The 25,608-nt window shown below is 75.5% G+C and carries 20 protein-coding genes; 7 read left to right on the forward strand and 13 right to left on the reverse strand.

The annotated features are described in order from the left end of the window. Positions 1–135 precede the first annotated feature (135 nt). Positions 136–2,898, reverse strand: coding sequence for a SpoIIE family protein phosphatase (locus J5Y05_RS07455; protein WP_210869278.1), 2,763 nt, complete (start codon positions 2,896–2,898; stop codon positions 136–138). Positions 2,899–3,348: 450 nt separating this feature from the next. Between J5Y05_RS07455 and J5Y05_RS07460 the strand changes: the two genes are divergently transcribed. Further along, positions 3,349–4,710, forward strand: coding sequence for a glycoside hydrolase family 10 protein (locus J5Y05_RS07460; RefSeq protein ID WP_372450465.1), 1,362 nt, complete (start codon positions 3,349–3,351; stop codon positions 4,708–4,710). Between the two features lie 241 nt (positions 4,711–4,951). After that, positions 4,952–5,377, forward strand: coding sequence for an ATP-binding protein (locus J5Y05_RS07465; RefSeq protein WP_210869282.1), 426 nt, complete (start codon positions 4,952–4,954; stop codon positions 5,375–5,377). A 10-nt stretch (positions 5,378–5,387) separates the two neighbouring features. On the opposite strand, the gene J5Y05_RS07470 is transcribed toward J5Y05_RS07465, so the two are convergent. Next, positions 5,388–5,756 (reverse strand): STAS domain-containing protein, encoded by a 369-nt coding sequence (locus J5Y05_RS07470; RefSeq protein ID WP_307853752.1) that lies wholly within the window; start codon positions 5,754–5,756, stop codon positions 5,388–5,390. A gap of 157 nt (positions 5,757–5,913) precedes the next feature. Here J5Y05_RS07470 and J5Y05_RS07475 point away from each other — a divergent pair, with 157 nt between their 5' ends. Beyond that, positions 5,914–6,204, forward strand: coding sequence for a hypothetical protein (locus tag J5Y05_RS07475; protein WP_307853753.1), 291 nt, complete (start codon positions 5,914–5,916; stop codon positions 6,202–6,204). A 208-nt stretch (positions 6,205–6,412) separates the two neighbouring features. On the opposite strand, the gene J5Y05_RS07480 is transcribed toward J5Y05_RS07475, so the two are convergent. Both J5Y05_RS07480 and J5Y05_RS07485 read right to left on the reverse strand, forming a co-directional pair. Continuing rightward, positions 6,413–7,996, reverse strand: coding sequence for a glycerol-3-phosphate dehydrogenase/oxidase (locus tag J5Y05_RS07480; protein ID WP_210869286.1), 1,584 nt, complete (start codon positions 7,994–7,996; stop codon positions 6,413–6,415). Then, positions 7,993–8,610 carry a TetR/AcrR family transcriptional regulator gene (locus J5Y05_RS07485; protein WP_210869287.1) on the reverse strand — a complete coding sequence of 206 codons (618 nt, stop codon included), beginning with the start codon at positions 8,608–8,610 and terminating at the stop codon, positions 7,993–7,995. The genes J5Y05_RS07480 and J5Y05_RS07485 overlap by 4 nt, the downstream gene beginning before the upstream one ends. 72 nt (positions 8,611–8,682) lie before the next feature. Between J5Y05_RS07485 and J5Y05_RS07490 the strand changes: the two genes are divergently transcribed. Together J5Y05_RS07490 and J5Y05_RS07495 are read left to right on the forward strand one after the other, a co-directional pair. Beyond that, positions 8,683–10,383: an FAD-binding oxidoreductase gene (locus tag J5Y05_RS07490; protein ID WP_210869290.1), complete on the forward strand. Its 1,701-nt coding sequence runs from the start codon at positions 8,683–8,685 to the stop codon at positions 10,381–10,383. A 41-nt stretch (positions 10,384–10,424) separates the two neighbouring features. Beyond that, positions 10,425–11,306 (forward strand): diacylglycerol kinase family protein, encoded by an 882-nt coding sequence (locus J5Y05_RS07495; protein ID WP_210869292.1) that lies wholly within the window; start codon positions 10,425–10,427, stop codon positions 11,304–11,306. Between the two features lie 89 nt (positions 11,307–11,395). Here J5Y05_RS07495 and J5Y05_RS07500 read toward each other — a convergent pair whose 3' ends face one another. Then, positions 11,396–13,669 carry a catalase gene (locus J5Y05_RS07500; RefSeq protein WP_210869294.1) on the reverse strand — a complete coding sequence of 758 codons (2,274 nt, stop codon included), beginning with the start codon at positions 13,667–13,669 and terminating at the stop codon, positions 11,396–11,398. A gap of 415 nt (positions 13,670–14,084) precedes the next feature. Next, positions 14,085–16,004, reverse strand: a complete 1,920-nt coding sequence (locus tag J5Y05_RS07505) for a DUF2264 domain-containing protein (RefSeq protein WP_210869296.1) — start codon at positions 16,002–16,004, stop codon at positions 14,085–14,087. A gap of 323 nt (positions 16,005–16,327) precedes the next feature. On the opposite strand from J5Y05_RS07505, the gene J5Y05_RS07510 reads away from it, so the two are divergent. Next, the gene (locus tag J5Y05_RS07510) at positions 16,328–18,376 is read left to right on the forward strand and encodes a DUF1996 domain-containing protein (RefSeq protein WP_210869298.1); all 2,049 of its coding nucleotides are present in this window, start codon (positions 16,328–16,330) and stop codon (positions 18,374–18,376) included. 89 nt (positions 18,377–18,465) lie between these two features. Here the strand turns inward: J5Y05_RS07510 and J5Y05_RS07515 are convergent, their stop codons facing one another. The 5 genes from J5Y05_RS07515 to J5Y05_RS07535 form a co-directional block, all read right to left on the reverse strand. After that, positions 18,466–19,041 (reverse strand): TerD family protein, encoded by a 576-nt coding sequence (locus J5Y05_RS07515; RefSeq protein ID WP_210869300.1) that lies wholly within the window; start codon positions 19,039–19,041, stop codon positions 18,466–18,468. Between the two features lie 120 nt (positions 19,042–19,161). Beyond that, positions 19,162–19,614 carry a flavodoxin family protein gene (locus J5Y05_RS07520; protein WP_210869302.1) on the reverse strand — a complete coding sequence of 151 codons (453 nt, stop codon included), beginning with the start codon at positions 19,612–19,614 and terminating at the stop codon, positions 19,162–19,164. 168 nt (positions 19,615–19,782) lie between these two features. Continuing rightward, positions 19,783–21,366, reverse strand: a complete 1,584-nt coding sequence (locus J5Y05_RS07525; RefSeq protein ID WP_247614372.1) for an MDR family MFS transporter — start codon at positions 21,364–21,366, stop codon at positions 19,783–19,785. A 219-nt stretch (positions 21,367–21,585) separates the two neighbouring features. Next, positions 21,586–22,254 carry a TetR/AcrR family transcriptional regulator gene (locus J5Y05_RS07530; RefSeq protein ID WP_210869306.1) on the reverse strand — a complete coding sequence of 223 codons (669 nt, stop codon included), beginning with the start codon at positions 22,252–22,254 and terminating at the stop codon, positions 21,586–21,588. A 130-nt stretch (positions 22,255–22,384) separates the two neighbouring features. Further along, positions 22,385–22,960, reverse strand: coding sequence for a rhodanese-like domain-containing protein (locus tag J5Y05_RS07535; protein WP_210869812.1), 576 nt, complete (start codon positions 22,958–22,960; stop codon positions 22,385–22,387). Between the two features lie 93 nt (positions 22,961–23,053). Here J5Y05_RS07535 and J5Y05_RS07540 point away from each other — a divergent pair, with 93 nt between their 5' ends. After that, complete coding sequence (locus J5Y05_RS07540) at positions 23,054–23,332, forward strand: metal-sensitive transcriptional regulator (protein ID WP_210869308.1); 279 nt, start codon at positions 23,054–23,056, stop codon at positions 23,330–23,332. Positions 23,333–23,345: 13 nt separating this feature from the next. Here J5Y05_RS07540 and J5Y05_RS07545 read toward each other — a convergent pair whose 3' ends face one another. Together J5Y05_RS07545 and J5Y05_RS07550 are read right to left on the reverse strand one after the other, a co-directional pair. Beyond that, positions 23,346–24,104, reverse strand: a complete 759-nt coding sequence (locus J5Y05_RS07545) for a sulfite exporter TauE/SafE family protein (RefSeq protein ID WP_210869310.1) — start codon at positions 24,102–24,104, stop codon at positions 23,346–23,348. Next, positions 24,101–25,558 carry a rhodanese-like domain-containing protein gene (locus J5Y05_RS07550; protein ID WP_307853755.1) on the reverse strand — a complete coding sequence of 486 codons (1,458 nt, stop codon included), beginning with the start codon at positions 25,556–25,558 and terminating at the stop codon, positions 24,101–24,103. Before J5Y05_RS07550 ends, J5Y05_RS07545 begins: the two co-directional genes overlap by 4 nt. Positions 25,559–25,608 lie beyond the last annotated feature (50 nt).

Here is a 25,608-nt window from a genome sequence, read left to right on the forward strand (position 1 = left end):
GGGATACCCGCCCGTACCGCCGGCAATCCGGACGCGGCCGGACACGTACGGACATCGGCTGTCCCACCGCGGGCCTGGATGCGTACGCGCACCGGAAGCCCCGCCCCCGTCCGGCCGCCGCCCCGCGCGCACCGCTCAGGGCAGCGGCTGCTCCGCCCAGATGACCTTGCCGGCCGGTGTGTAGCGGGTGCCCCAGCGTTCGGCGAGCTGGGCGACCAGGAACAGCCCGCGCCCGCCCTCGTCGGTCATCGCCGCGTACCGCAGGTGCGGTGAGGTGCTGCTGCTGTCGAAGACCTCGCAGATCAGGCTCGTGTCCCGCACCACCCGGACGTGCACGGTCTCCCCGCCGTACCGGATCGCGTTGGTGACCAGCTCGCTCAGGATCAGCTCCGTGGCGAACGCCAGCTCGTCCAGCCCCCACTCCGTCAGCCGCCGGGTCACCCGGGAACGCACCTCGGCGACCGCCGCGGGGTCGGACGGCACCCCCCACTCGGCGACCCGGTCGGCGCCGAGCACCCGGGTCCGGGCGACCAGCAGGGCGATGTCGTCGGTCGGCCGCTTCGGCAGTTGCGCGTCGAGGATGGCCCGGCAGGTCTCCTCGGGCGAGTCGCCCGACTCCTCCAGCGCCCGGCGCACCCGCGCCAGGCCCGCGTCGATGTCGTGCTCCCGGTCCTCCAGCAGGCCGTCCGTGTAGAGCACCAGCCGGCTGCCCGCGGCGAGCCGCAGCTCGGCCGTCTCGAACGGCAGGCCGCCCACGCCCAGCGGCACGCCGGCGGGCACCTCGGGGAAGTCCACGACGCCGTCGGGCCCGACCACCACCGGCGGCGGATGCCCGGCCCGCGCCACCTCGCAGGTCCCGGCGACCGGATCGTAGACGGCGTACAGACAGGTCGCCCCGGTGACCGGGGCGCCGGCGGGGTCGCCGTTCTCCTGCTGGTCGATGCGGGCGACCAGCTCGTCCAGGAGGCCGAGCAGCTCGTCGGGCGGCAGGTCCAGCGCGGAGAAGTTGTGCACCGCGGTCCGCAGCCGCCCCATGGTGGCCGCGGCGTGCAGCCCGTGCCCGACCACGTCGCCGACGACCAGGGCGACCCGCGCGCCGGACAGCGGCAGCACGTCGAACCAGTCGCCGCCGACGCCCGCCTGCGCGGGCAGGTAGCGGTAGGCGATGTCCAGCGCGTTCTGCTCGGGCAGGCTGCGCGGCAGCAGACTGCGCTGGAGGGCGACCGCCATGCTGTGCTCGCGGGTGTAGCGGCGCGCGTTGTCGATGGAGACGGCGGCCCGCGCCACCAGCTCCTCGGCGAGGGCCAGGTCGTCGGTGTCGAACGGCTCGGGGTTGCGCGACCGCCAGAAGCTCACCACCCCGAGCATCAGGGAGCCCGCCCGCAGCGGCACGGTGATCAGCGAGTGGACGCCGTACTCCACCACCCGCGCCGCCCGCTCCGCGTCCTGCTCGTGCCAGCCCGGGGCCAGGTCGAGGCGGGGTTCGAGGACGGCCCGGCCGGTGCGCAGCGACTCGCCCTGCGGGGAGACGTCCACGAAGCGGATCTGCCGTCCCACCGGGTAGAGGGGCACGTCCCCGCCCGAGTCGGTCACGCCGCTGCGCGCGGTGCGGCGCAGCGGCGTGACCGACTCGGGCCGGCCGCCCTCCAGGACGGAGTCGTAGAGGTCGACGGTGCTGTAGTCCGCGAACCGGGGGACGGCGAGCCGGGCCAGCTCCTCGGCGGTGCGGGTCACGTCGAGACTGGTGCCGATGCCCACGCCCGCGTCGTACAGCATGTCCAGCCGTTCCCGGGCGGTCTCGGCCCGGCCGGAGAGGGCGCGCAGCTCCGTGGAGTCGCGCAGGGTGGCGACGCTGCCGGGCGGTCCGCCGCGGGCGCCGGTGGAGCGCTGGCTGACGGCGAGCAGCCGTTCCCGCACGAGGTGCACCTCGTCGGTGGCGGCCCGCCCGGACTCCAGCAGACCGGCGATGTCCCCCGGGAGACCGAGCCCGCGCACGTGGCGGCCCTCGGCGTCGTCGGGCAGGTCCAGCAGGCGCCGCGCCTCGTCGTTGGCGAGCAGCAGGCGGCCCTCGCCGCCGACGATGAGGACGCCCTCGCGGACGGCGTGCAGCACCGCGTCGTGGTGTTCGTACATCCGGGTCATCTCGTTCGGCCCGAGGCCGTGTGTCTGGCGGAGCAGGCGCCGGCTGACCAGGGCGGTTCCGGCGGTCGCCAGGACGAGGCCGACGCCGGCGGCGATCAGCACCAGGGGCAGTTGCCGCTCGGTGGCGCCGCCCACGTTCTTCGTGGTGATGCCGGCGGACACCATGCCGACCACCCTGCCGTCGGGCGCCTCGACGGGCGCGATGGCCTGCACGAGCCGTCCCAGGGTCCCGTTGACCTCCTCGGTGACGGTCCGTCCCGCGAGCGCCGGCGCGATGTCGCCCACGAAGTGCTTGCCGATGCGGTCGGGCTTGGGGTGGGTGTAGCGGATGCCCTCGGGGTTGAGGACGACGACGAAGTCCACGCCGGTGGCCTTGCGCACCGCCTCGGCCCGTGGCTGGAGCACCGCCGTGGGATCGGGGGCGCTCAGGGACTCGCGCACGCCGGGGGAGTTGGCGAAGGACGAGGCGACGGCGAGGGAGCGGTGGCGGGCGTCGGCGGTGCTGTCGCGGCGCACCTGGAGCAGGAGCGAGACGGCCGCCGCGGCGACGAGCAGCACCACGATGGCGATGTTGAGCACGAAGACCTGACCGGCCACGCTGCGTCCGCTCAGCACCTGGCGCAGTGCGGCGGCACGCCCCGGCCGCCCCGCGGCCCCAGTCCGCCGTGGCCGGTCCTCGTCCCACCGCCCCCGAGCGCGCCAACCGCTGGGACGACGGGACGACCGATCTCCCGATCGACCCCTCAGTCGGACCATGAGCCCATGTCTACACCGCCGCGCCGCGTGAGGCGAGAGGCGCCCACGGGAAGCGGGTGGTCCGGGGAACCCCTGGTGGGTGTGGTCGGGGCGAGCCGTGCCGGGCCGGGACGCGCGGTCCCGCCGGGCGGACGGCGGGTGATTCTCCCGCCGGCGTACGGCCGTCCGGGTGGAGGGCGGTGGATGGCGCGGTTGTCCCGGCGGCCCTCGTGTCCCGTGCCGCCTGCCCGGCGCCCGGCTCGAAAGTTTCGCTGCCGCTCCCCGTGACCTTGCCTCCGTCGTCGCCACCGTCGTCCGTCGGACGGGCATTATCGGCCACGCTGTCACGGCCGTTGACCTCCGGGGTGCGAGTCCGTAACCTCCTCCGCGACATTCCGAAACCGCGCCGAAAGTTTCGCGTTTCCTGCCCTCCCGTACCACCCCGTGGAGCACACCGAGGAAAGGACTGACATGGGCATGACTGAACTGGTCCGGAGGCGGCTGGCGAGAGCCGTCACGGCCGGCTTCGTCGCCGCGACCGCGCTGACGGCCGCCGCGCACGGTGCCGCCGCCGCCGACACGCTCGGCTCGGCGGCGGCCGGCAAGGGGCTCTACTTCGGCACCGCCGTCGCCGCGAACCACCTGGGCGAGTCCGCGTACACGGCCACCCTGGACCGCGAGTTCTCCTCCGTGACGCCGGAGAACGAGATGAAGTGGGACGCGATCGAGCCGAGCCGGAACACCTTCACCTTCGGCTCCGCCGACCAGATCGTCACCCACGCACAGGGCAAGGGCATGGACGTACGCGGCCACACCCTCGTCTGGCACTCCCAACTGCCCTCCTGGGTGGGCGGCCTGGGCGCCTCCGACCTGCGCTCGGCGATGAACAACCACATCACCCGGCTCATGGACCACTACAAGGGCAAGATCCACAGTTGGGACGTCGTCAACGAGGCGTTCCAGGACGGCGGGAGCGGTGCCCGCCGCAGCTCGCCCTTCCAGGACAAGCTGGGCAACGGCTTCATCGAGGAGGCGTTCCGCACCGCCCGCACCGCCGACCCGGCCGCCAAGCTCTGCTACAACGACTACAACACCGACGGCGTCAACGCGAAGAGCAATGCCGTCTACGCCATGGTCAAGGACTTCAAGGCCCGCGGCGTGCCCATCGACTGCGTGGGCTTCCAGTCCCACTTCAACCCCGCCTCCCCGGTCCCCTCGGACTACCAGGCCAACCTCCAGCGCTTCGCCGACCTCGGCGTCGACGTGCAGATCACCGAGCTGGACATCGAGGGCTCCGGCAGCGCCCAGGCCACCAACTACGCCAACGTCGTCAAGGCGTGCATGGCCGTCAGCCGCTGCACCGGCCTGACCGTGTGGGGCGTCACCGACAAGTACTCCTGGCGCAGCGGCGGCACCCCGCTCCTCTTCGACGGCAACTACACCAAGAAGCCCGCCTACGACGCCGTCATCGCCGCCCTCGGCGGCACCCCCGGCGGCGGTGACGGCGGCACCCCGGGCGGCGGTACGGCCACCTGCAAGGCCACGTACACCCGCACCGCGGACTGGGACGGCGGCTACAACGGCGAGGTCACCATCACCGCCGGGGACCGGGCGATCAGCTCCTGGCAGACCACCGTCACCCTGACCCCGCCGCAGAAGACCCAGTCCGTCTGGAACGGCTCGCCCACCTGGGACGCCGCCGGCAACGTGATGACGGTCCGGCCGACCTGGAACGGCTCCCTGGCCGCCGGGGCCTCGACCAGCTTCGGGTTCACCGTCGGCAAGAACGGCAGCAACGCCGCCCCCGTCGTCGGGGCCTGCACCGCCTCCTGACCCACCCGCGCGCGCGACTCCCGGCCCCGCGTCCGTCCGCCCCCAAGGCACGGGCACGGGGCCGGGTCCCACGGCCTCCGCTCCCGCGCGCCGTCCGGTGCCGCGGTGGGAGGGGCCGAAAGGGACGGGGTCCGGCGGAAGTTGGGGCAAGCGAAGGGCGCGGGCCGCCGCGGTGCGTATGGTGAGGTGCCGTGGGGCAGCGCTTCCACTCCTGGCCCCGGACCGGACGGTGAGGCTCTGTATGACTCCGGCGCACGGACCCGACGCCGCGGACACCACCGTGACCACGGTGGTGGAGTTCAGAGGCGGGACGGCGATGATCCCGGCCTCCCGGGACGTCGTCCAGGGCTTCGTCGCCCGGCTCGGCGAGGCGGGCGTGGCCGCGACCGACGCCTTCCTCGACGCCGCGCGGCTCATCGTCAGCGAGCTGGTCACCAACGCGCTGCGGCACGCGCCCGGCCCGTGCCGGCTGGAGCTGACCCTCCTCGACGAGGACGTGCAGATCGCCGTGTCGGACACCGGGGAGGGCTTCCCCACCTTCCTGCCCCGCGACCCGCGGCGGGTCGGCCGGCACGGACTGGAGATCGTGACCCGGCTCTGCGACGAACTGATCACCCGCCCGCACGCCACCGGCAAGACGGTCTACGCCCGCCTGCCGCTGCGCTGACCGGGCCGCCTCAGCCGGCCAGGGCCTCGTCGACGCTCGGGTAGCAGGCGATGAGCGCGTCCACGCCCACCAGCGCGAGGACGCGCCGCACCGGCTTGCGGGGCGCGGCCAGCCGCAGCCAGACGCCGCGCTCCGTCGCGGCCCGGTGGGCGGATATCAGCACGTTGATCCCGCTGGAGTCGAGGAAGGCCACCTCGCCCAAGTCGACCACCGTGCCCGGCGCCGACCCCACCGAGGAGAGCAGGACGTCCCGGAGCTGCCGGCAGCCGTCGAGGTCGACCTCCCCGGCGAGAGTGACCAGGCAGACGCCGCCGCCCGTCGTACTGCGGGTGATCAGCAGCCGCTCCGGCAACGCCGCCCGCTCGAAGTGGTCCGCCACGCTTCCCCCGCCCCTCCCGACCGCCCGGCCCTCGCACCGGTGGGTCGACATCGTACGGCCCTTCGGGCCCGCCGGTGCCCCCTGTGGACAAGGCGCCGGGAAGGTCCCGGACGGCTCGACGCGCGCGATCGCGGAGTGCTGGCTAACCTCGTTTTGTGTGGCACACACATTCGAGGAACTCGTGCACAAGCGTCGCGCGGCGGACCAGGCGTACCACCGGGTCGAGGAACTGCGCGACTCCTACGGGCCCCCTACCCAGCAGCAGTGGACCGCACGGCAGTCGCACACGTACGAGACCGCGCTGCGGGCCTGGCGCGATCTGGACCGGGACGTGCGGACGGCGATGACCGAGTACGTGAAGGAAGAGGAGGACGGCGCCCGCCAGAGCATCGAGTCGATCGAGGAGGAGGTCGGCAGGGCCGCCGGCCGCACCGGACCGGGCGCCTGACCGGGCGGGACGGTGCCCTGACGGCGAGTCCGGCGGCGGGGTTCCGGCCCGGACGGCGGGCCCCGGCCTCGGTGGCGGGCGCTGGGGCGCCTGGACGGCTTGGACGGCTTGGACGGCCTGGACGGCGGGGCCCCGGTTCCGGCCCCGCCCCGGTTCCGGTCCGCACCGGTTCCGGCCCGCCCGGGTCCCCGGCCCCCGCACCCGTACCTCACGCCCCCCGGCAGTCCGGGGCCCCGGCCAGCAGCGCGCGGACGGCGTCCAGCGCGGCGGCCCGGTCCTCGGGCACCAGCCCGATCCGGGTCCGCCGGTCCAGCAGGTCGGCCTCGTCCAGCGCCCCTTCGTGGCGCAGCGCCCACAGCACCTCCGCCCCGGTCACCGGGTGGCCCGGCAGAACCGGCTCGGCGAGCCGGGGGTCGCGTGCCGCCTGCGCGTACACGGCCGGTGCCTCGGTGCCGTAGCGGCCCACCAGCCGGCGCGGGGCCCGCAGCGCGGCCAGCGCGCGCGGACCGGCGGCCCCGACCAGCGGCAGCGCGGCGGTGGGGGAGGGCCCGGCCGGCAGGCCGCGGGCGGCGATCGCGGCGTCCACGGCGTCCTCGGCCATCCGCCGGTACGTGGTGAGCTTGCCGCCGACCACCGTGACCACGCCCTGGGACGAGGTGAGCACGGCGTGCCGCCGGGAGACGTCCGCCGTGCGCGGCGCGGCGCCCGCGCCCCGGCCCCCGCCGGCGTCCAGCAGGGGGCGCAGCCCGGCGAAGGCCCCCACCACGTCCTCCCGGCGCGGCGGCACGTCCAGCACCGAGCCGAGGACGTCGAGGAGGAAGCCGATGTCCGCCTCGGGAGCCTCGGGCACGTCCGGGACCTCGTCCACCGGCTCGTCGGTCAGCCCCACGTAGACCCGGCCGTCGCCCTGGGGGAGCACCAGGACGAAGCGGTTGGTCTCCCCGGGGACCGGCACGTGCAGTCCCGCGGGCAGCGGGCCGAGGCGCTCGGAGCGCAGCACCAGGTGGGTGCCGCGGGAGGGCCGGACCCGGATGCCGTCCACCAGCCCGCCCGCCCACACCCCGGAGGCGTTGATCACCGCGCGGGCCCGGATCTCGCCCTCCTCGCCGGTCAGCTCGTCCCGCACCCGCGCGCCGGACCCGGTCAGCTCCAGCGCCCGCACCCGGGTCAGCACCCGCGCCCCGTGCCCGGCGGCGGTACGGGCCAGCGCGGTCACCAGGCGGGCGTCGTCGGTGAGCCGCCCGTCCCAGGAGAGCAGCCCGCCGCGCAGCCGCTGCGGGCGCAGCGCCGGGGCGAGGTGGCGGGTCTCCACCGCGGAGAGCCGGCGCGGCGCCGGCAGCGTGCCCCGGGGCGTGCGCGCCGTGAGCCGCAGCGCGTCCCCGGCCCGGAACCCGGCCCAGGCCAGCGCGGCCTGCCCCCGCGAGACCAGCGGCGTCAGCGGCAGGACGAAGGGCTGGGCGCGCACCAGGTGCGGCGCGGTGCGCTCCATCAGCACCCCGCGCTCCACCGCGCTCTCGTGGGCGACGTCGAACTGGGCGGAGGCCAGGTAGCGCAGCCCGCCGTGGACCAGCTTGGAGCTCCAGCGCGAGGTGCCGAAGGCGAGGTCGTGGGCGTCCACGGCGACGACGTCCAGTCCACGCGCGGCGGCGTCCAGGGCGGCGCCCGCGCCGGTCGCGCCGAGGCCGACCACCAGGACGTCCACGGCCCGGCCGCCGACGGTCCGGGACAGCTCGCGCGAGCGCCGGGCGGCGCTGAGGGAGAAGCGGTCGGGGGCGGCGGAGGCGGGGCTCATGGGGTGAGGGTCCTCTCCAGGATGGTCCGCAGCTCCCCGAGGAGGGCCGCGGAGGTCAGGTCGGTGTCGTCCTCGTCGGTCATGGTCCGCAGCGACAGGGCGAAGGACTGGACGACCAGCAGCACGGACCGTGCCTGCCGCCCGGGGTGCGCGGCGCGCACCGACCCGTCGGCGTGGCCCTCCCGCAGGATGTCGGCCAGCAGCGCCAGCATCGCGTCCTGGCTCGCCCCGCGCCGGTCGAGCACGTAGGGCAGGAGCAGTTCGGGGTCGACGTCGACGATCTTCCGGAAGAGCGGGTGCGCGCGGAACGCCTCCACGCCCCTGGCCAGCCCCTCGACGATCCGCGACCGGGTGTCGGTGCCCGGCCGGGGAGCGGGGACGGCCCCGGTGGCCACGGCGATCCACTCCCGGGTCATCAGGTCCCCGACCAGCGACCGCACGTCCGGCCGGCGCCGGTAGAGCGTCATGCGCGAGACGCCCGCGCGGCGGGCCACGTCGGTCATGGTGGTGCGGCGGACGCCGACGGCGAGGACGCAGTCGCGTACCGCGTCGAGCACGGCGTCGTCGTCCGCGGGCCCGGGTCGGCCACTGTGGTTGTGACGGTTAGGCGTCATGTGTAACAGTGTAACGCCCCGTGAGGCCGTGCAGACGGCATCGCCCGCGACGACCGATGAGGACGACAGGCCATGGACATGCTGTGGAACGGCTGGGGCGACCCGGACCGGGCGGCACCGCTGCCCGGCACGGTGACCGCGCTCCTGCGCGACCTGCTCGGCGTCACCCCCCGCGAGACCCCCTCCGTCCGCCCGGACGAGGTCGCCCTGCCCGCCGGCCCGCTCACCGCGGAGGCCCTGCGCGCGCTGCGCGCCGCCGTCGGCGACCGCGCCGGCCGCGTGCGCACCGACGCGGAGGCCCGGCTGCGCCACACCCGGGGCAAGTCCACCCCCGACCTGCTGCGCATGCGCGCCGGTGACGCGGCCGACGCCCCGGCCGCCGTCGTCCTGCCGGAGAGCCACGACGAGGTCCTCGCCGTCCTGCGCGCCTGCGCCACCCACGGCGTGGCCCTCGTGCCCTTCGGCGGCGGCACCTCCGTCGTCGGCGGACTCGCCCCCGAAGGCCGCCGCCCCTTCGCCGCCCTGGACCTGCGGCACATGAACCGCCTGCTGGCGCTCGACCGGGTCTCCCGCACCGCCACCCTGCAAGCGGGCCTGCGCGCCCCCGAGGCCGAGGCGCTGCTCGCCGCCGAGGGGTACACGCTCGGCCACTTCCCGCAGTCCTACGAATGGGCCACCCTCGGCGGCTTCGCCGCGACCCGCTCCAGCGGACAGGCGTCCGCCGGGTACGGCCGCTTCGACGAGATGGTCCTCGGCCTCACCCTCGCCACCCCCGAGGGCACCCTCGACACCGGCCGGGCGCCCCGCTCCGCCGCCGGACCCGACCTGCGCCAGCTCCTGCTGGGCTCGGAGGGCGCCTTCGGCGTCATCACCTCCGTCACCGTCCGCGTCCGCCCGCGCCCCCGCGCGCGCCGCCACGAGGGGTGGCGCTTCGACTCCTTCGAGGCGGGCGCCACCGCGCTGCGCCGGCTCGCCCAGGACGGACCCCGGCCGACCGTGCTGCGGCTCTCCGACGAGACCGAGACGCTGATCGGCCTCGCCCAGCCCGACGCCATCGGCGCCTCCCCGGACCGGCCCGCCGCCGGCTGCCTGGCCGTCGTCGGCTTCGAGGGCACCGAGGAGGGCATCGCCCGGCGCCGCGAGGAGGCCGCCGCCGTGCTCCGCGACGCGGGCGGCACCTTCGCCGGGGACGAACCGGGCGAGCGCTGGGCGCGGGGCCGCTTCGACGCGCCCTACCTGCGGGACGCGCTGCTCGACGCCGGGGCGCTCGCCGAGACCCTGGAGACCGCCGCCTACTGGTCCCGGTTGCCCGGCCTGTACGCCGCCGTCCGCGACGCGCTCACCGGCACGCTCACCGAGGCGGGCACCCCGCCGCTGGTCATGTGCCACATCTCGCACGTCTACGAGAACGGCGCCTCCCTGTACTTCACCGTCGTCAGCGCCCAGGGCGAGGACGCCGTCGCCCACTGGACCCGGGCCAAGCACGCCGCCAACGAGGCGATCCTCACGGCCGGCGGCACCATCACCCACCACCACGCCGTCGGCACCGACCACCGCGACTGGTACGTCCGCGAGGCCGGCGCCCTCGCCATCGACGCCCTGCGCGCCGTCAAACGGCGCCTCGACCCGGCCGGCCTCCTCAACCCGGGCGTCCTGCTGCCCGGTGCCTCGTCCGGCGGGCCGTCGGCGGCCGGGACCCCGGTGGCCGCCCCCGCCGCCGGGGAGCAATCCGGCTCCGGCGACCACGCCGACCGGTGTCCCCCCGCCCCGTGAGACCCCAGCCCGGCACCGCCCGCCAGCCCGGAGGCACCCCGATGCGACAGTTCACCGCCGTCGTCAACCCCACCGCGGGCGGCGCCACCGCTGCCGCCGCCCTGCTCCGCGTGGCCCGGCCGCTCCGCGAGGCCGGCGCCGGACTGGAGACCGAGTACAGCCGCAGCCTCGACCACGCCCGGGACCTCGCCCGGCGGGCCGGCGAGCGCGGCCGGGTCGTGCTCGCCGTCGGCGGGGACGGCATGGCCGGCGGGATCGGCGGCGCCCTCAGCGGCACCGGCACCCCGCTCGGCCTCGTCCCCGCCGGCCGCGGCAACGACTTCGCCCGCGCCCTCGGACTCCCCGCCGAACCCGCCGCCCTCGCAGCGATCCTGCTGCGGGCCGAGCCGCGCCCCGTCGACACCATCGAGGTCACCTCGGCCGTCCACGACCGCGCCGTCGTCCTCGGCAGCGTCTACGCCGGGGTCGACGCGCTCGCCAACCACCACGCCAACCGGTCCCGGCTGCTGCGCGGCACCGCCTCCTACTACGCGGGCGCGCTGCGCGCGGTCACCACCTGGCGCACCACCCGCTACCGGGTCACCGTCGACGGGCAGGAGCACGCCTTCGCCGGCTACACCGTCGTGGCCGCCAACTCCGGTTACTACGGCTCCGACCGCCACATCGCCCCCGCCGCCCGGGTCGACGACGGGCTGCTGGAGGTCGTGATGATCCACCACGCCCCGCGCCGGCTGTTCTTCGCCCTGATGAACGAGCTGGGCACCGGCGCCCACGTCCACCGGCCCCAGGTACGGGTGGTGCGCGGACGGCAGGTGCGGATCGAGGCCGACCGGCCGGTACCGTACGGCGCCGACGGCGAGGTCGAGGCCGCCGTCCCCGTCACCGCGCGGGTCCTGCCGGGGGCGCTGCGCGTCCTGTACTGACCGCCGCGCCGCTCCCCGGCACGACGGGGCCCGGACACGCCGCCGGACCGGACGCCGTGGGGCGGCGTCCGGTCCGGCGGGCGCCGGGATCAGGGCGTGAACCGCTCCCAGACCCGGTGCACGCTCAACAGCTCCGCGACCCGGCTCAGCGCGTCGGTGCCCGAGCCGGCGACGACCACGCCGGGGGCGTCGGCGGGGACGCCCGCCCCGGCGAGGGCCGCCTCGCCGCCCGCCCAGACGCCGATCGCCTTCCCGTGCCGGAACGCCTCCGACACCAGCAGCCCCACCCGCGGGTCCACGGCCGCCGAACCGGTCGGCCTCGGCGTCGACTTGGCGTCCCGCGCGGTGTAGGCGTCGGCGCCCGGACCCGGCGTACCGGCCAGCAGGACCGCGTCGAACTCGACGGACCGCGCGGTGGCGTAGGTCCGCTGCACCGTCAGCGCCTCCGGGCCCGAGCCCAGGGCGCCGCCGACGGGGGCGACGACCAGCGGGACCATGCCCGCGTTCAGCACCGCCTCCCGCACCGCCCGCACCCCGTCCAGGTCGCCGTCGGCGCCGGTGACGATGGCGACCACCCGCCCGTCGGCGGGCCAGGAGCGGCCCAGTTGGGACAGGGCCGGGCTCGGCGTGACCTCGGCGAGCGGCTCGGTCGGCCGCGGCGCGGGCAGGCCCAGCCCCTCGGCGACGGCCGCGCACAGCTCGGCGTCGATGTTGGCCAGCACCCGCAGCCCGCGTTCCCTGACCGCTTGTTCGTAGCACTTGCCCAGCTCGAAGGTGTACGCGCCGATGATGTGCTCGCGCTCCACCCGGGTCATGCTCAGCCAGAACCGGCGCGGCTGGCTGAAGTGGTCCGCGAACGACTCCGGCGCCTCACGGACCTTGGCCGCCTCCGGCACCCGCACCGGCGTCTCGACGTACGCCCCGGCGTCCGCGCCCGCCACGAACGGGCAGCCCCCGTCCAGCGAGTTGGGGCGGTACGGGGCGACGCCGCGGTGCACGGCCGTCTGGTGCATGCCGTCGCGCAGCATGTCGTTGACCGGAGCGTGCGGCCGGTTGATGGGCAGTTGCGGGAAGTTGGGCCCGCCCAGCCGCGTGATCTGGGTGTCCAGGTAGGAGAAGAGCCGCCCGGCGAGCAGCGGGTCGTCGGTGATGTCGACGCCCGGCACCAGATGACCGGCGTGGAAGGCGACCTGCTCGGTCTCGGCGAAGTAGTTCGACGGGTTCCGGTTCAGCGTCAGCAGGCCGACCGGCTGCACCGGCGCCAGTTCCTCGGGCACGATGTTGGTCGGGTCCAGCAGGTCGATGCCCTCGAAGGTCTGCTCCGGGGTGTCGGGGAAGGTCTGGATGCCCAGCTCCCACTGCGGGTAGGCGCCCGCCTCGATGGCGTCGGCGAGGTCCCGGCGGTGGAAGTCGGGGTCGACGCCGTTGATGATCTGCGCCTCCTCCCAGACCAGCGAGTGCACGCCCAGCCGGGGCTTCCAGTGGAACTTGACCAGCGTCGTCGCGCCCTCCGCGTCGACCAGCCGGAAGGTGTGGACGCCGAAGCCCTCCATCATCCGGTAGGAGCGCGGGATGCCCCGGCCGGACATGGTCCACAGGGTGTGGTGGGTCGCCTCCGTGTGCAGCGTCACGAAGTCCCAGAAGGTGTCGTGGGCGCTCTGCGCCTGCGGGATCTCCCGGTCCGGATGCGGCTTCCCGGCGTGGATGACGTCCGGGAACTTGATCGCGTCCTGGATGAAGAAGACCGGGATGTTGTTGCCCACCAGGTCGAAGACGCCCTCGCTGGTGTAGAACTTGGTGGCGAAACCGCGGGTGTCGCGCACCGCGTCCGCGGAGCCGCGCGAACCCAGCACCGTGGAGAACCGCACGAAGACCGGCGTCTCCTCGTCCTCCGCGAGGAAGGCCGCCTTGGTCACCGAGGCCGCCGTGCCGTAGCTGCGGAACACCCCGTGCGCCGCCGCGCCGCGCGCGTGGACGACGCGCTCGGGGATGCGCTCGTGGTCGAAGTGCATGACCTTCTCGCGCAGATGGTGGTCCTGGAGCAGCACCGGCCCGCGCGGCCCGGCCTTCAGCGAGTGGTCGGTGTCGTACAGCCGGACGCCCTGCGCGGTCGTCAGGTAGTTCCCGGACTGGGCCACCCGGGCCTGCTCGGCCCCGGTCGGCTGCCCGGTCGGCGACACGGTGGCCGGACCGCTCTGGTCGGGCTTCGGGGGCAGCGGCTCCCGGGGGTCGGTGGGCTCGGCGAGCGGCGGGGACTCGGGGGAGGGCTTGCCGGGGATGCCGTCCGCCGGTCCGGTGTCACCGCCTCGCAGTTCCTCGGCGACCCGGCGGGCCGCCCGCTTGAGGGGATTGTCCTCGCTCATTTGCCTTGTCTCCGTTCTGCGCGGGCCGCTGCGCGCGGCCGGATGGACTCGGGTACCGGCTGCCGTCGTCGGGGCCGTGTCCGCGTACCCGGGTGCCGGACGGCAAGGCATGCGTGAGCGTGTCGGCGTCGGCGGGGCGGGGGGGCAGCCGGGAAGTGAGGGGCGGGTGTGACGGGGGAGTCTCCGTTCGCACGACCGTCCCCCCGTCGCGGGCCGGTTCCGTGAGGGTGCCTTCGGGGCGGGCGGGACCGGCCGGTGCCGCGGCGCGCGGCGGCTGGGGCATGACCGGGCTCCTTCTCACGGGTGCGGAACCAGCCTCACCGGCCCGGGTACGAGCCGCCACCGGAGACGGGCGCACGGGGGAGGAGCGCCCCTCCCCGCCGCCGAGCCCGCCCGGACACCCGGGCAAGGGGCCCTAAGCGTGTTCCTGGGTCACCCGTACCGGAGCGAAGCGGACCCGGGTGCGCGGGCCGTCCGCCCAGCGCACCGTCACCCCGCGACCGTGCTCCGGGTCCGCCGTGACCTCCGCGACGGCGGACGGCCCCGGCGGCACCGGTCCCGCGGCGGCGGCGAGCACGGCCAGGCAGACGTGGAGCGAGACGCCCTCCGACTCCCCGGTCAGCCGCGGCACCTCGGCCCAGCGGGTGAAGGCGGTGCCCGCCGGGGCGCGCACCGGCTCGGGCCCGCCCGGCCAGTTGTACAGCGGGTGCAGGGCGGAGACCAGCGGCTCGTCGGGGCCGGTGGCCCAGCCGGTGTGCGTGACCCGCGTCCCCGGCGGCGCCCCGGTCACCCGGTGCACCCGCAGCTCGTACGGGCCGCGCGCCACCGTCACGCTCTCCACCCGCAGCCCCGGCACCATCGGCGGACCGGTGGCGAAGACCGGCCGGTGCCACGAGGCGGCCCAGCCCCACCCGTCGCCGTGCCCCGCGCCGAGCGGCCGGATGCGGCGCCGCACGCCGGGCCGGCCGTCCACCTCGACGCCGAGGTGGTTGTCCGCCACGTTGCCGGGCGCCGTCGGCCCGGTCCGCGTCGAGTAGGCCAGCCGCCCGTAGTGCGGATCGTCCCCGGCCGCCGACTCGCCCTCGTGCGGCCGGACGTGGTCGCTGCCGTGGTTGTGCACCCGGACGATGCCGTCGCCGCACGTGGAGTGCACCAGCAGTCCGGGCACCGGCAGCGCCAGCACCCGGTCGCCCTCCTCGACCGGCGCGGGCTCCTCCCGGTCGGTCCACAGCGGATGCCCGGCGGGCGCCAGCAGCGCGACGAACGCCTTCGACGCCCAGTACGGCGACGCCGGGCCCGAGTACGACTGGAGCGTCGGCTCGTGCGGGCCGTGCCACCCCCCGCTCAGCAGCCCGTCCCCGGTCAGCGCCCCGCGCTCCAGGAAGTGGCGCAGACTGCCGCCGGCCAGCCGCCGCGAGGCCCCCGGCGTCAGCGGCGTCCACCCCGTCACCGCGCCCAGGCCCACCGCCGAGACGGCGGCGAAACGGTAGGTCAGCGACCGGCCGAAGTGCGGCGGCGCCCCGTCCGCCCCGAACATCGCCGCGAACCCCTCCAGATGGCGGCGCAACCGCTCCCCGTACCGCCTCCCCGCCACCTCGTCACCGCCGAGGTGGGCGTCGAGCAGCGGGTACAGGTGCAGGGCCCAGCTGTTGTAGTGGTCGAAGGCGCGGCCGTCCCCGTCGGAGTACCAGCCCTCGCCCCGGTACCACCCCTCCAGCAGCTCCGCCGCCCGGCGCCGGGCGGCGGCCGTCTCCGCGTCGCCCCGCCCCACCGACTCCAGGAACCCGGCGACCGTGTACGGGAACAGGTACCAGTTGTTCGGCGCCGGCACGTGCCGCAGCGCCCCGCGCAGCCACGCCTCCGCCCGGTCCCGCACGTCGGCGTCCAGCCGGTCCCAGAGCCAGGGCGCGGTCAGCCGCAGCCCGAGCGCGACGGACGCCGACTCGACCATCGGCTGGCCCAGCGCGTCGTGCCCGAGGACCGGCGGCCACGACTCGGCGTCCTCGCGGCCCGGCGTGCGCGTCCCGGCGGCGAGCCCCCGCGCGTACCGCTCCAGCCAGCCCCGCGGGTCCGCGCCCCGGGCCCCGGCGACGCGGAAGGCCGCCGCGAGGAAGGTGCGCGCGTAGCCCTCCAGCCCGTCCGAGCGCACCCCCGAACGCGAGGGCCGGCCGGGCAGGTCCAGCAGCGCCCCGCCAGGCGTGCTCCACCGCCAGGCCGCGCCGAGCAGGCCGTCCGCCACCGCCTCCCAGTGCGCGCGGGTCCACCCGGTGTACGGACTCACCGCGCGGTCCTCGGCGGGCAGGGCGAACGGCAGGGGCGGGCGCGGGCCGCTCATGCGGCCGGCCTGTCGCGTCGTACCGGAGGGACCGGGGCGCGTCGTCGTGCGTCGGTCACGGCGGTCCCTTCGCCGGGCGGGCTCCGGTGGCACCGGCATCGTTCCACCGCCGGGAGGCCCCGGCAAGGGTGCCCCTCCCGCCGGGCGGGGGCGGGCGGAGGCGGGCCGGGGCGGGCGGAACAGGACCCCGCGACGCCGCTCCCGTGCCCGGGGCCTGAGTGAACGATGAGAATTCGTACGCCTGTTGAACACACCGGCCGCCGCGTCCGTATGAAGCCGGGGGCATTCCATGCCCCGAGTCCGTCACGACGTAGGAGCACGCCTTGGGACACAACAGGCGCAGACGCCCGACCGGGGCGCGGCGCGCGACCTTCGGAGCGTTCGCACTGATCTTGGGAGGCGGCGGCCTGGTCGCCGTGAACGTCATCGCCTCCGCGACCGAGTCCTCGAACGCGGCCGTGCCCCTGGGCAGTTCCGGCATCGCCGCCACCGTCGACTGCCCCGACCTGAGCGAGCGGCTGACGACGGTGCCCGACGGGGCCAGGGCCGACGTCGACACCGAACTCGCCCGCATGGACGAGCAGATCGCCACCGCCTACCGCCAGCTCCAGGAAGCCGCCCGCACCGCGGACGACGGCACCCTCGACGAGGCCGCCCTGCTCGGCCCGTTGAACAAGGAGCGGGCCGCCGGCATCGAGCGCATCACCGCCGCCATGGAGGGGGCCGGCGAGCGCCCCGAGGGACTGGAGGCGCTGGCCCAGTGCGCCCTGCTGCGCACCGAGGTCACCCCGGCGGCGAGCGAGGGCGCGGACGGCGGCCAGGACGGCGCCGGCGCGGGCGAGAACGCGCCGCAGGAGCCCGGCAACGGCGGCCAGGCGGGCAACGGCCCGGTCGCCGCCGACTTCGCCGACATCATGTCCGTCGAGCCCGCCGCCGAGCCGGCCCAGGGCAAGAAGGCTTCGCGCGGCACCTTCAGCAGCAGTTGCGGCGTCAACGCCGAGGGGCTCTACAACTCGGACAACATCATCGTCGCCCCCGGCGTCGGCAACGGCGCCCACCACTTCCACGACTACATCGGCAACCAGGCCAACAACGCCTTCGCCAGCGACGACGACCTGGCCGCCGCCGCCACGAGCTGCGCCGACCAGGGCGACAAGTCCTCGTACTACTGGCCCGTGCTGCGGCTCCAGAACGGCACCACCGAGAAGGACGCCGAATCGCCCGGCGGCGGCATCGAGGGCAACGCCGGTCAGATCCTCACCGCCAAGGAGGTCACCCTGACCTTCGTCGGCAACGAGCGCGGCAAGGTCACCGAGATGCCGAAGCTGCTGCGCATCATCACCGGTGACGCCAAGGCGTTTGTCAACGGCGTCGCCAACGCCAACGCCTCCTGGAGCTGCACCGGCCTGGAGGACCGCCAGCTCAAGGACAAGTACCCGCTCTGCCCGCAGGGCAGCGACGTGGTGCGCACCTTCACGTTCCAGAGCTGCTGGGACGGCCGGAACATCGACAGCGCCAACCACCGCACCCACGTGGCCTTCCCCGGCGCCGACGGCACCTGCCCCGACGGCTTCCAGCCCATCCCGCGCCTCGTGCAGCGCATCGTCTACGACGTCGACGCGCCGAGCCTGGCCGACGGGGGCAAGACCACGCCGCTGTTCGCGGTGGACTCCTTCCCCGAGCAGCTCCACAAGCCGGTCACCGACCACGGCGACTTCATCAACCTCTTCGACGAGGGCCTGATGCGGGAGGTGGCCGACTGCATCAACACCGGCCGCACCTGTGGCGCCGACGCCCCGCCCGCCGAGGAGCCGGGCCAGGGCGAGGAGCCCAAGGAGCAGCCCAAGGAGCAGCCCGGCGCCACCCAGCCCCCGGCCGACGGCGGCAAGGACGGCGGCGGTAAGGACGGCGGCAAGGACGGCAAGGACGCCGACGGCAAGGACGGCGGCAAGGACCAGGGCGGCAAGGACGACGCCGGCAAGGACGGCAAGGACCAGGGCGGCGACGCCACCGCCGCGCCCTCCGACGCCGCCTCCGCCCCCGCCGGGCAGGACGGGAACGGCAAGGACGGGGACGGCAAGGAGGCCGCACCCGCCGACCGTGACGGTGCCGCCGCCTCCCCGGACGCCGAGCCCCGCGCCGCCACGACCGCGCCGGACACCACCGGCGACGTCGGCAGCGCCGTCGCCACGCCCGAGGCCGGTCAGACCACGCCGGGCGGCATCGCCGGCGCGGCGCCCCAGGCGCAGGGTGTGCAGGGCGACCTCGCCGAGACCGGCGCGGGCCTCGGACTGTGGCCCGCGGTGGCCGGTGGCGTCCTGTTCGCCGCCGGATGCGTGCTGCTGATCCGCACCAGGCGCCAGACCGCCTGACGCCGGCCCACGGCCCGGCACCGGCATGACGACGGGCGGGCGGGAACCCTCTGGTTCCCGCCCGCCCGTCCGCGTGCCGGCCGTACCGCTCAGACGTTGACGCCGAAGTCGGCGGCGATCCCGGCGAGACCGGAGGCGTACCCCTGGCCGACCGCGCGGAACTTCCACTCGGCGCCGTGCCGGTACAGCTCGCCGAAGATCATGGCGGTCTCGGTCGCCGCGTCCTCGGAGAGGTCGTAGCGGGCGATCTCCTGGTTGTCCGCCTGGTTCACGACCCGGATGAAGGCGTTGCGGACCTGGCCGAAGCTCTGGCCCCGGTTCTCCGCGTCGTGGATCGAGACCGGGAAGACGATCTTGTCGATGTCGGCGGGCACCCCGGCCAGGTTCACCTTGATCGACTCGTCGTCGCCCTCGCCCTCGCCGGTGAGGTTGTCACCGGTGTGGTGGACCGAGCCGTCCGGGCTGGTGAGGTTGTTGTAGAAGACGAAGTGCCCGTCGCCGGGCACCTTTCCGGTGGCGTTCAGGAGCAGCGCGGAGGCGTCCAGGTCGTAGTCGGTGCCGGTGGTGGTGCGCACGTCCCAGCCGAGGCCGATCAGCACCGCGGTCAGACCGGGCGCCGCCTTGCTGAGCGAGACGTTGCCGCCCTTGGACAGGGAAACTCCCACTGCGTACTCCTTCGTCGGGACTGCGCTGCGGGCCCGCCCCTCGCGGACCCCTTCATTTAATCTACAGCACTGTAGAAATTGGCTCGGGGCCGCCGTACGACCCCCGCAGGGGGCTCCGGGTCACTCCGTCAGCCCGGCGGCCACGGTCGCGCCCAGCTCCCAGCACGCCTCCAGGTCCGCTTTGGCGGGCTCCCCCGTCACGCTCACCGCGGGGGCCGCCCGCTGCCAGCCCAGCCCGGTGGTGACCGTCTCCAGGGCGCGCAGCGCGCCGGTCGTGTCGTTGCCGCCGTGCACCCAGGAGCCGAAGGGCCGGCCGCGCGTCTCGTCCAGGCACGGGTAGTAGACCTGGTCGAAGAAGTGCTTGAGGGCGCCGGACATGTAGCCCAGGTTGGCAGGGGTGCCGAGGAGGTAGCCGTCGGCCTCCAGCACGTCGACGGCCGTCGCGGCGAGCGCCGCGCGCCGCACCACCCGTACGCCCTCGATCTCGGGCGCGGTCGCCCCGTTCACGACGGCTTCGAGCAGCGCCTGGCAGTTCGGGGACGGGGTGTGATGCACGATCAGCAAGGTGGCCACACCCGAGAGCCTGCCGTCCGGCCCCGCGGACCGCAACCAAGCGCCGGGCCGCGGGGCGGGGGAGGCGGCGGGCCGCGGGGCGGGGCCATGCCGAGGGGCCGCCCCCCGAAGCGGGAGGCGGCCCCTCGTGACCGCGGTCGTACGCGCCCGTACGACGCCGTGGTGCCGTCAGGCGACCGGCGCCACCGCGTCCTTGCCGGCGGCCGGGCCCTCGCCGTCCGCCGGCCGCGCGGCGGCCGACTCCTCGGCGAGGCGCTCCATGCCGCTGGTGGTCTTCAGCGGCTTCTCCTTGAGGAAGACCACGGCGACCAGCGCCAGCAGCGCGAACGGCGTGGCGATCAGGAACAGGTCGGCGGTGGCGACCCCGTAGGCGTGCTCGACCAGGGCCCGCATCGGCGCGGGCAGCGTCGACATGTCGGGCACCCGGGTCTCGCCGTCCCCTGCCGGGGCGGCCATGCCGGCCTCCCGCAGACCGCGGGCCATCTCGTCGGCGACCCGGTTGGCGAGGATCGCGCCGAGGACGCTGGTGCCGATGGTGCCGCCCATGCTGCGGAAGAAGGACAGCACGGAGGTCGCGGTGCCCAGCTCGGCGGCGGGCACGTCGTTCTGCGCGGCCAGCACCAGGTTCTGCATCAGCATGCCGACGCCGACGCCGAGGATGGCCATGAAGAGGCTCAGCACGGCGAAGTCCGTACCGGCGTCGATCGTGGAGAGCAGCGCCAGGCCGACGGCCATGGTGATCGCGCCGGCCACCAGGTACCGCTTCCACTTGCCGGTCCGGCTGATGACCTGCCCGGCGACGGTGGAGGAGACCAGCAGGCCGAGGATCATCGGCAGGCTCATCAGACCCGCGGCGGTCGGCGTCTTGCCCAGGGAGATCTGGAAGTACTGCGAGAGGAAGACGGTCCCGCCGAACATGGCGACACCGACGAAGAGGCTCGCCACGGTGGTCAGCGTCACCGTGCGGTTGCGGAAGATGCCGAGCGGGATGACCGGCTCCGCGGCACGGGACTCGACGAAGACCGCGCCGACCAGCAGGACGACACCGCCACCGGCCAGGGCCGCGGTCTGCCAGGACGCCCAGTCGAACTCGTTGCCTGCCAGCGAGACCCAGATGAGCAGCGCGCAGACGCCGGCCACGATCAGGAAGGCGCCGAGCCAGTCGATGCGCACCTCGCGCCTGACCGTGGGCAGCCGCAGCGTGCGCTGGAGCAGCGCGATGGCGAGCAGCGCGAACGGCACGCCGATGAAGAAGCACCAGCGCCAGCCCAGCCACGAGGTGTCGACCAGCACGCCGCCCACCAGCGGACCGGCCACCGTGCCCACGGCGAAGACGGCACCGAAGATGCCGGCGTACTTGCCGAGCCGGCGGGGCGGGATCACGGAGGCCATCACGACCTGCGCGAGGGCCGTCAGACCACCCGCGCCGACGCCCTGCACCACCCGGCTGAAGATCAGCAGCTCGACGCCGTGCGAGAAGCCCGCCAGCAGCGAGCCGACGACGAAGAGGCCCAGCGAGAGCTGGAGCAGCAGCTTCTTGTTGAAGAGGTCGGACAGCTTGCCCCACAGGGGCACCGTCGCCGTCATGGCGAGCAGTTCGGAGGTGACGACCCAGGTGTAGGACGACTGGCTGGCGCCCAGGTCGGCGATGATCGTCGGCAGGGCGTTGGAGACCACCGTGCCGGCCAGGATGGCGACGAACATGCCGGCCATCAGGCCGGACATGGCCTGGAGTATCTGCCGGTGGGTCATGGAGGTGGGAGGCGCGTCGGCGGGCGCCTGGGCTGCGGTCACGGGCTTTCTTCGTCTCTTTCGGTGGTGATCGGCTGGTGCGCGCGGCCTGGGCGCCGACCGGCGTCGGCGGGCCCGGGGCGGGGCAGGCGAGGGTGTGGCGGGTGGTGCGGGCGGGGCGGGCGACCGCGCGGGTGGAGCGCGGGCGACCACGGGCCGGGCGGCGGGCCCGGGGCGGGGTCAGGCGGAGGGCGCCGGGAGACCGGCGGCCAGGAGGGCGAACACCTCCCGGAAGACGTCCGGGAAGGCCGTCTCCTGCTCGCGGGAGCACCAGTGCTCGACACTGACCCGCACCGCGGTCCCCGCCAGCGCGGCCAGCAGGCGCGGGTACAGCTCCAGGGCCCGGCGCCGCTCCTCGGCGCCCGTGCCCGGCGCGGCGACCGGCTCACCGGGGCGCAGGCGCGCGGCGATGGCCTCGGCCAGCGCGGTCTCGTCGGCCATGTGGGCGCCGAGGTTGCGGACCAGGAGGTGCGGAGAGGCGTTCAGCACGTCGGTGTGCAGCCGCCACAGCTCCCGCTGCTGCTCCGCCTCGGCCAGTTCGGCGCTGATCGCCTCGCGCAGGGCCTCCATCGGGCCGAGCCCGGCCGGGGCGTCGAGCAGGGCCTGCCGGATGCGGGCGCCCGCATCCGCGTCGATCACCACGAAGGCGTCGTCGCGGGTGTCGAAGTAGTTGAAGAAGGTGCGGACGGAGACGCCGGCCGCGGCGCTGATGGCCTCGACGGTGACCTTCTCGGCCCCGTGCTCGGCGGCGAGCCGGATCGCGGCTTCGGCGAGGGCGGCCCTGGTGGCCCGCTTCTTCCGCTCGCGCAGGCCGCCCCCCGCGGCACCGTTCTCCGACATGGGTTGCATGGTATGCAAAGATGCACGCTCTGCAAAATGAGAGGTCCCGGCCGCCCGCCGTGTGCGGGGGACCGGGACGAGGCCGGGCGTCCGGCCGTACGCGGTGGTCGCCGTACGGCCGTACGGCGACCACCGCGGGTCAGGCCGCGAGCCGTATCAGGGTCTCCTCGAAGGAGACCGCGCCCTCGGCGGGACGGTTGTTGTGCGGCAGCTTGGCCAGGGCGATCGCCATGCCGCAGTGGCCGGTGACCCCGGAGAAGACCAGGCCCCCGCCGATCGCGGCGGAGAGCCAGTGCGCCGGACGCCAGAACCGGCCGGCCACGAACCCCGCGGCGACCAGCGAACCGGCCGCGAACCGCACCTGGCGGTCCATGGGCCACACCGTACGGCCCTGCCGCTCGCGCTCGACCGGATGCCCGGCGGCCGTCCAGGCGCCGGTGCCGCCCTCCAGCCCGGCGGCCTCCACACCGAGGGAGGCGAGCCGGTCGCAGCCCGTGGCGGAGCGGTTGCCGGAGGCGCAGACGAGGAGCAGCGGACGGCGGGCGGCGGCGGCCGTCAGGGCCACGGCGGCCTCGTCCAGCCGGTCCAGCGGCACGTTGTGGGCGCCGGGAAGGTGGCCCCCGGCGTACTCGCCGGGGGAGCGCACGTCCACGACGGTGAACTCGCCGAGCCGGGCCGCGGCCTCGTCGGCGGTCAGGGCGGTGGGCGTTGCGATGGTGCTGGTCACGGAACCGGACCTTTCTCGGGAATGCTCAGGACGGGTCACCCGCACGGTACGATACCCGCGGGGGTATATGGAGGAGGATGTGTGGAACTCGACATGTCGGCCGCCGAGCTGAAGTCGGCGCTCAACCGGCTGCGGCGTGCTCAGGGGCAGCTCGCGGGGGTCATCCGGATGATCGAGGAGGGGCGGGACTGCGAAGAGGTGGTCACCCAGCTCGCCGCGGTCTCCCGGGCCCTGGACCGCGCCGGGTTCTCGATCATCGCCACCGGTCTGCAACAGTGCATGACCGGCGAGGACCCCGAGATGCGGGACTCGGCGCAGATGCGGGCCCGGCTGGAGAAGCTCTTCCTCTCCCTGGCCTGACCCGCCCGGCCGTTCACCGCACCGCCGTGGCGGCCATCGCCACGGCGACGGCCAGCAGCACGGAACCGAAGATCCGCCGCAGCGTGCCCGCGGAGACCCTCGCCGCCAGCCGCCGCCCGTCCCAGGCGCCGAGGACCGCCGCCGCGAGGAAGGGCAGCAGCGGCGCCAGGTCGAGGTGCGCGGCGGTGCCCGCCCGTGCCCCGAGCGCCACCACGGCGTTGACGAGGACCACCAGGAGGCTGGTGCCGACCGCCGCGCCCATCGGCACGGCCAGGACCGACACCAGCGCAGGCACCGCCAGGAAGCCGCCGCCGACGCCGAGGAACCCGGTCACCGCGCCGAGCCCGGCCCCGGCGCCCGCGGCCCCGGCGCCCGCGGCCCGGGGGGCCGACGCCGTGGTGCCGGCGCGGGGCGCGCGCCGGCGCAGCATGGCGAGGGCGGCGGCCCCCGCCAGTACCGCGAACATCAGCGTCAGCACCTGCTCCGGGACGCGCGCCGACAGCGCGCCGGCCACGGCGGCGGGCACCACCCCGGCCGCCGCGAAGAGCAGCCCGGACCGCCAGCGCACCGTGCCCGCGCGGGCGTGGCCGGCCAGCGCGGTGACCGAGGTGACGATCACCACGACCAGGCTCGCGGTGGTCGCCGCCGCCGGGGTGAAGCCGAGCAGCCAGACCAGCGCCGGCACGGTGAGGACGCTGCCCCCGGCGCCCAGCGCGCCGAGGGCCACCCCGGCCACCGCGCCGGCCGCCAGGGCGAGGAGGAGCGCGGTCATGCGGCGCCGACGCCCGCCCGCGCGCCGGCCGGACGGCCGGCCCGGGTGTCCGCCGGGGTGTCGGCCGGGGTGTCCGCCGGGGCGGTGGCCGGGAGGACGACGGTGAGGCCGGCCCCGGCCGCCGCCGCGAACCCGTCGTCGACGGCCACCACGTCGCGTCCGGCGGCGTCCAGCACGGAGGCGGCGATGGCCGCCCGCATCCCGCCGGCACAGTGCACCCACACCGTCCCCGGCTCCACCTCGTCCAGGCGCCCGCGGATCTCGTGGACCGGCAGGTGCGCGCTGCCCTCGACCCAGCCGTCGGCCGCGCGCTCGTTCTCCCGGCGCACGTCGACCACGACCACGTCCTCGCCCCGCGCCCGCGCCGCGGCCAGATCCGCGAAGGTCGCCCGCGGGAAGGAGGCGGGCGCGGTCCCCTCGGGGAGCCAGTCCGCCGGGGAGCCCACCGACGCCGCGGCCGGCCGGTCCACGCCCACCCGGGCCAGCTCCCGCTGGGCGCGGGCCAGGTCCTCGGCGCTGCCCGCGAGCAGCGTGACCGGCTTGCCCCACGGGATCATCCAGGCCAGGTAGGTGGCGAGCTGCCCCTCGACCTCGAAGTTCAGCGACCCGGCGACGTGCCCGGCGGCGAAGGAGACCCGGCCGCGCAGGTCCACCACCCACTCGCCGGCCGCGAGCCGCCGGGCGATCTCGGCGGCGTCCGCCCGCCGCGGCGCGGTGAGGTCCAGCGGCGCCGGGCCCCCGGCGTTCACCGGGCCCATGTGCGCGTAGTACGCGGGGACGTCGTCCAGCCCCGCCAGCAGCTCGGCGACGAAGGAGTCCACGTTCTTCAGGAGCGCCGGGTTGGCCGCCTTCTCGGCGCCTATGGTGCTGTGCGCGCCGCCGGACGGGCCGGAGGAGCAGAAGCTGCCGAAGCCGTGCGTGGGCAGCACCGCCACCCCGTCGTCCAGCTCCGCCGCGAGGCGGTGCGCCGAGGCGTGCTGCGCGCGGGCCAGCGGGGCGGTCAGGCGCGGGTCCACGAGGTCGGGCCGGCCCACGCCGCCGATCAGCAGCGAGCCGCCGGTGAAGGCGGCCACCGCGCGCCCGTCCTCCTCCAGGACGTACGAGGTGTGGTGCGGGGTGTGGCCCGGGGTCGCCACCGCGCGCAGCGCGAGACCGTCCTCGACGAACTCCACGTCCCCGTCGGCCACCGCCACCCGCGCGTACGACACCTCGGCACCGGCCGGCACCAGATAGCGCGCGCCGGTCAGCCGGGCCAGCTCCAGGCCACCGGTGACGTAGTCGTTGTGGACGTGGGTCTCGGCGACGGCGACGATACGGACCCCGCGCCCGGCGGCGGCGGCGATCACGCGGTCGATGTCCCGAGGCGGGTCCACCACGACGGCCGAGCGGGCGCCTCCGGCCAGGTGGCTGCGGTTGCCCAGCCCCTCGGTCTCCAGGACGTCGACAAAGAACACGGCACACTCTCCTCTCCGAATTACCCCCGGGGGTATCTCGTCGGCCAGCG

The sequence above is a fragment of the Streptomyces tagetis genome (genome assembly GCF_018069565.1).
Taxonomy (GTDB): Bacteria; Actinomycetota; Actinomycetes; order Streptomycetales; family Streptomycetaceae; genus Streptomyces; species Streptomyces tagetis.

What these genes read in the sequence shown, in the direction of transcription:
- J5Y05_RS07530 (WP_210869306.1), bottom strand. Translation starts at nt 22,254, where the DNA reads ATGCAACCCATGTCGGAGAACGGTGCCGCGGGGGGCGGCCTGCGCGAG.
- J5Y05_RS07485 (WP_210869287.1), bottom strand. Translation starts at nt 8,610, where the DNA reads ATGACGCCTAACCGTCACAACCACAGTGGCCGACCCGGGCCCGCGGAC.
- J5Y05_RS07525 (WP_247614372.1), bottom strand. Translation starts at nt 21,366, where the DNA reads ATGACCCACCGGCAGATACTCCAGGCCATGTCCGGCCTGATGGCCGGC.
- J5Y05_RS07545 (WP_210869310.1), bottom strand. Translation starts at nt 24,104, where the DNA reads ATGACCGCGCTCCTCCTCGCCCTGGCGGCCGGCGCGGTGGCCGGGGTG.
- J5Y05_RS07460 (WP_372450465.1), top strand. Translation starts at nt 3,349, where the DNA reads ATGGGCATGACTGAACTGGTCCGGAGGCGGCTGGCGAGAGCCGTCACG.
- J5Y05_RS07505 (WP_210869296.1), bottom strand. Translation starts at nt 16,004, where the DNA reads ATGAGCGGCCCGCGCCCGCCCCTGCCGTTCGCCCTGCCCGCCGAGGAC.
- J5Y05_RS07490 (WP_210869290.1), top strand. Translation starts at nt 8,683, where the DNA reads ATGGACATGCTGTGGAACGGCTGGGGCGACCCGGACCGGGCGGCACCG.
- J5Y05_RS07500 (WP_210869294.1), bottom strand. Translation starts at nt 13,669, where the DNA reads ATGAGCGAGGACAATCCCCTCAAGCGGGCGGCCCGCCGGGTCGCCGAG.
- J5Y05_RS07455 (WP_210869278.1), bottom strand. Translation starts at nt 2,898, where the DNA reads ATGGTCCGACTGAGGGGTCGATCGGGAGATCGGTCGTCCCGTCGTCCC.
- J5Y05_RS07495 (WP_210869292.1), top strand. Translation starts at nt 10,425, where the DNA reads ATGCGACAGTTCACCGCCGTCGTCAACCCCACCGCGGGCGGCGCCACC.
- J5Y05_RS07465 (WP_210869282.1), top strand. Translation starts at nt 4,952, where the DNA reads ATGACTCCGGCGCACGGACCCGACGCCGCGGACACCACCGTGACCACG.
- J5Y05_RS07480 (WP_210869286.1), bottom strand. Translation starts at nt 7,996, where the DNA reads ATGAGCCCCGCCTCCGCCGCCCCCGACCGCTTCTCCCTCAGCGCCGCC.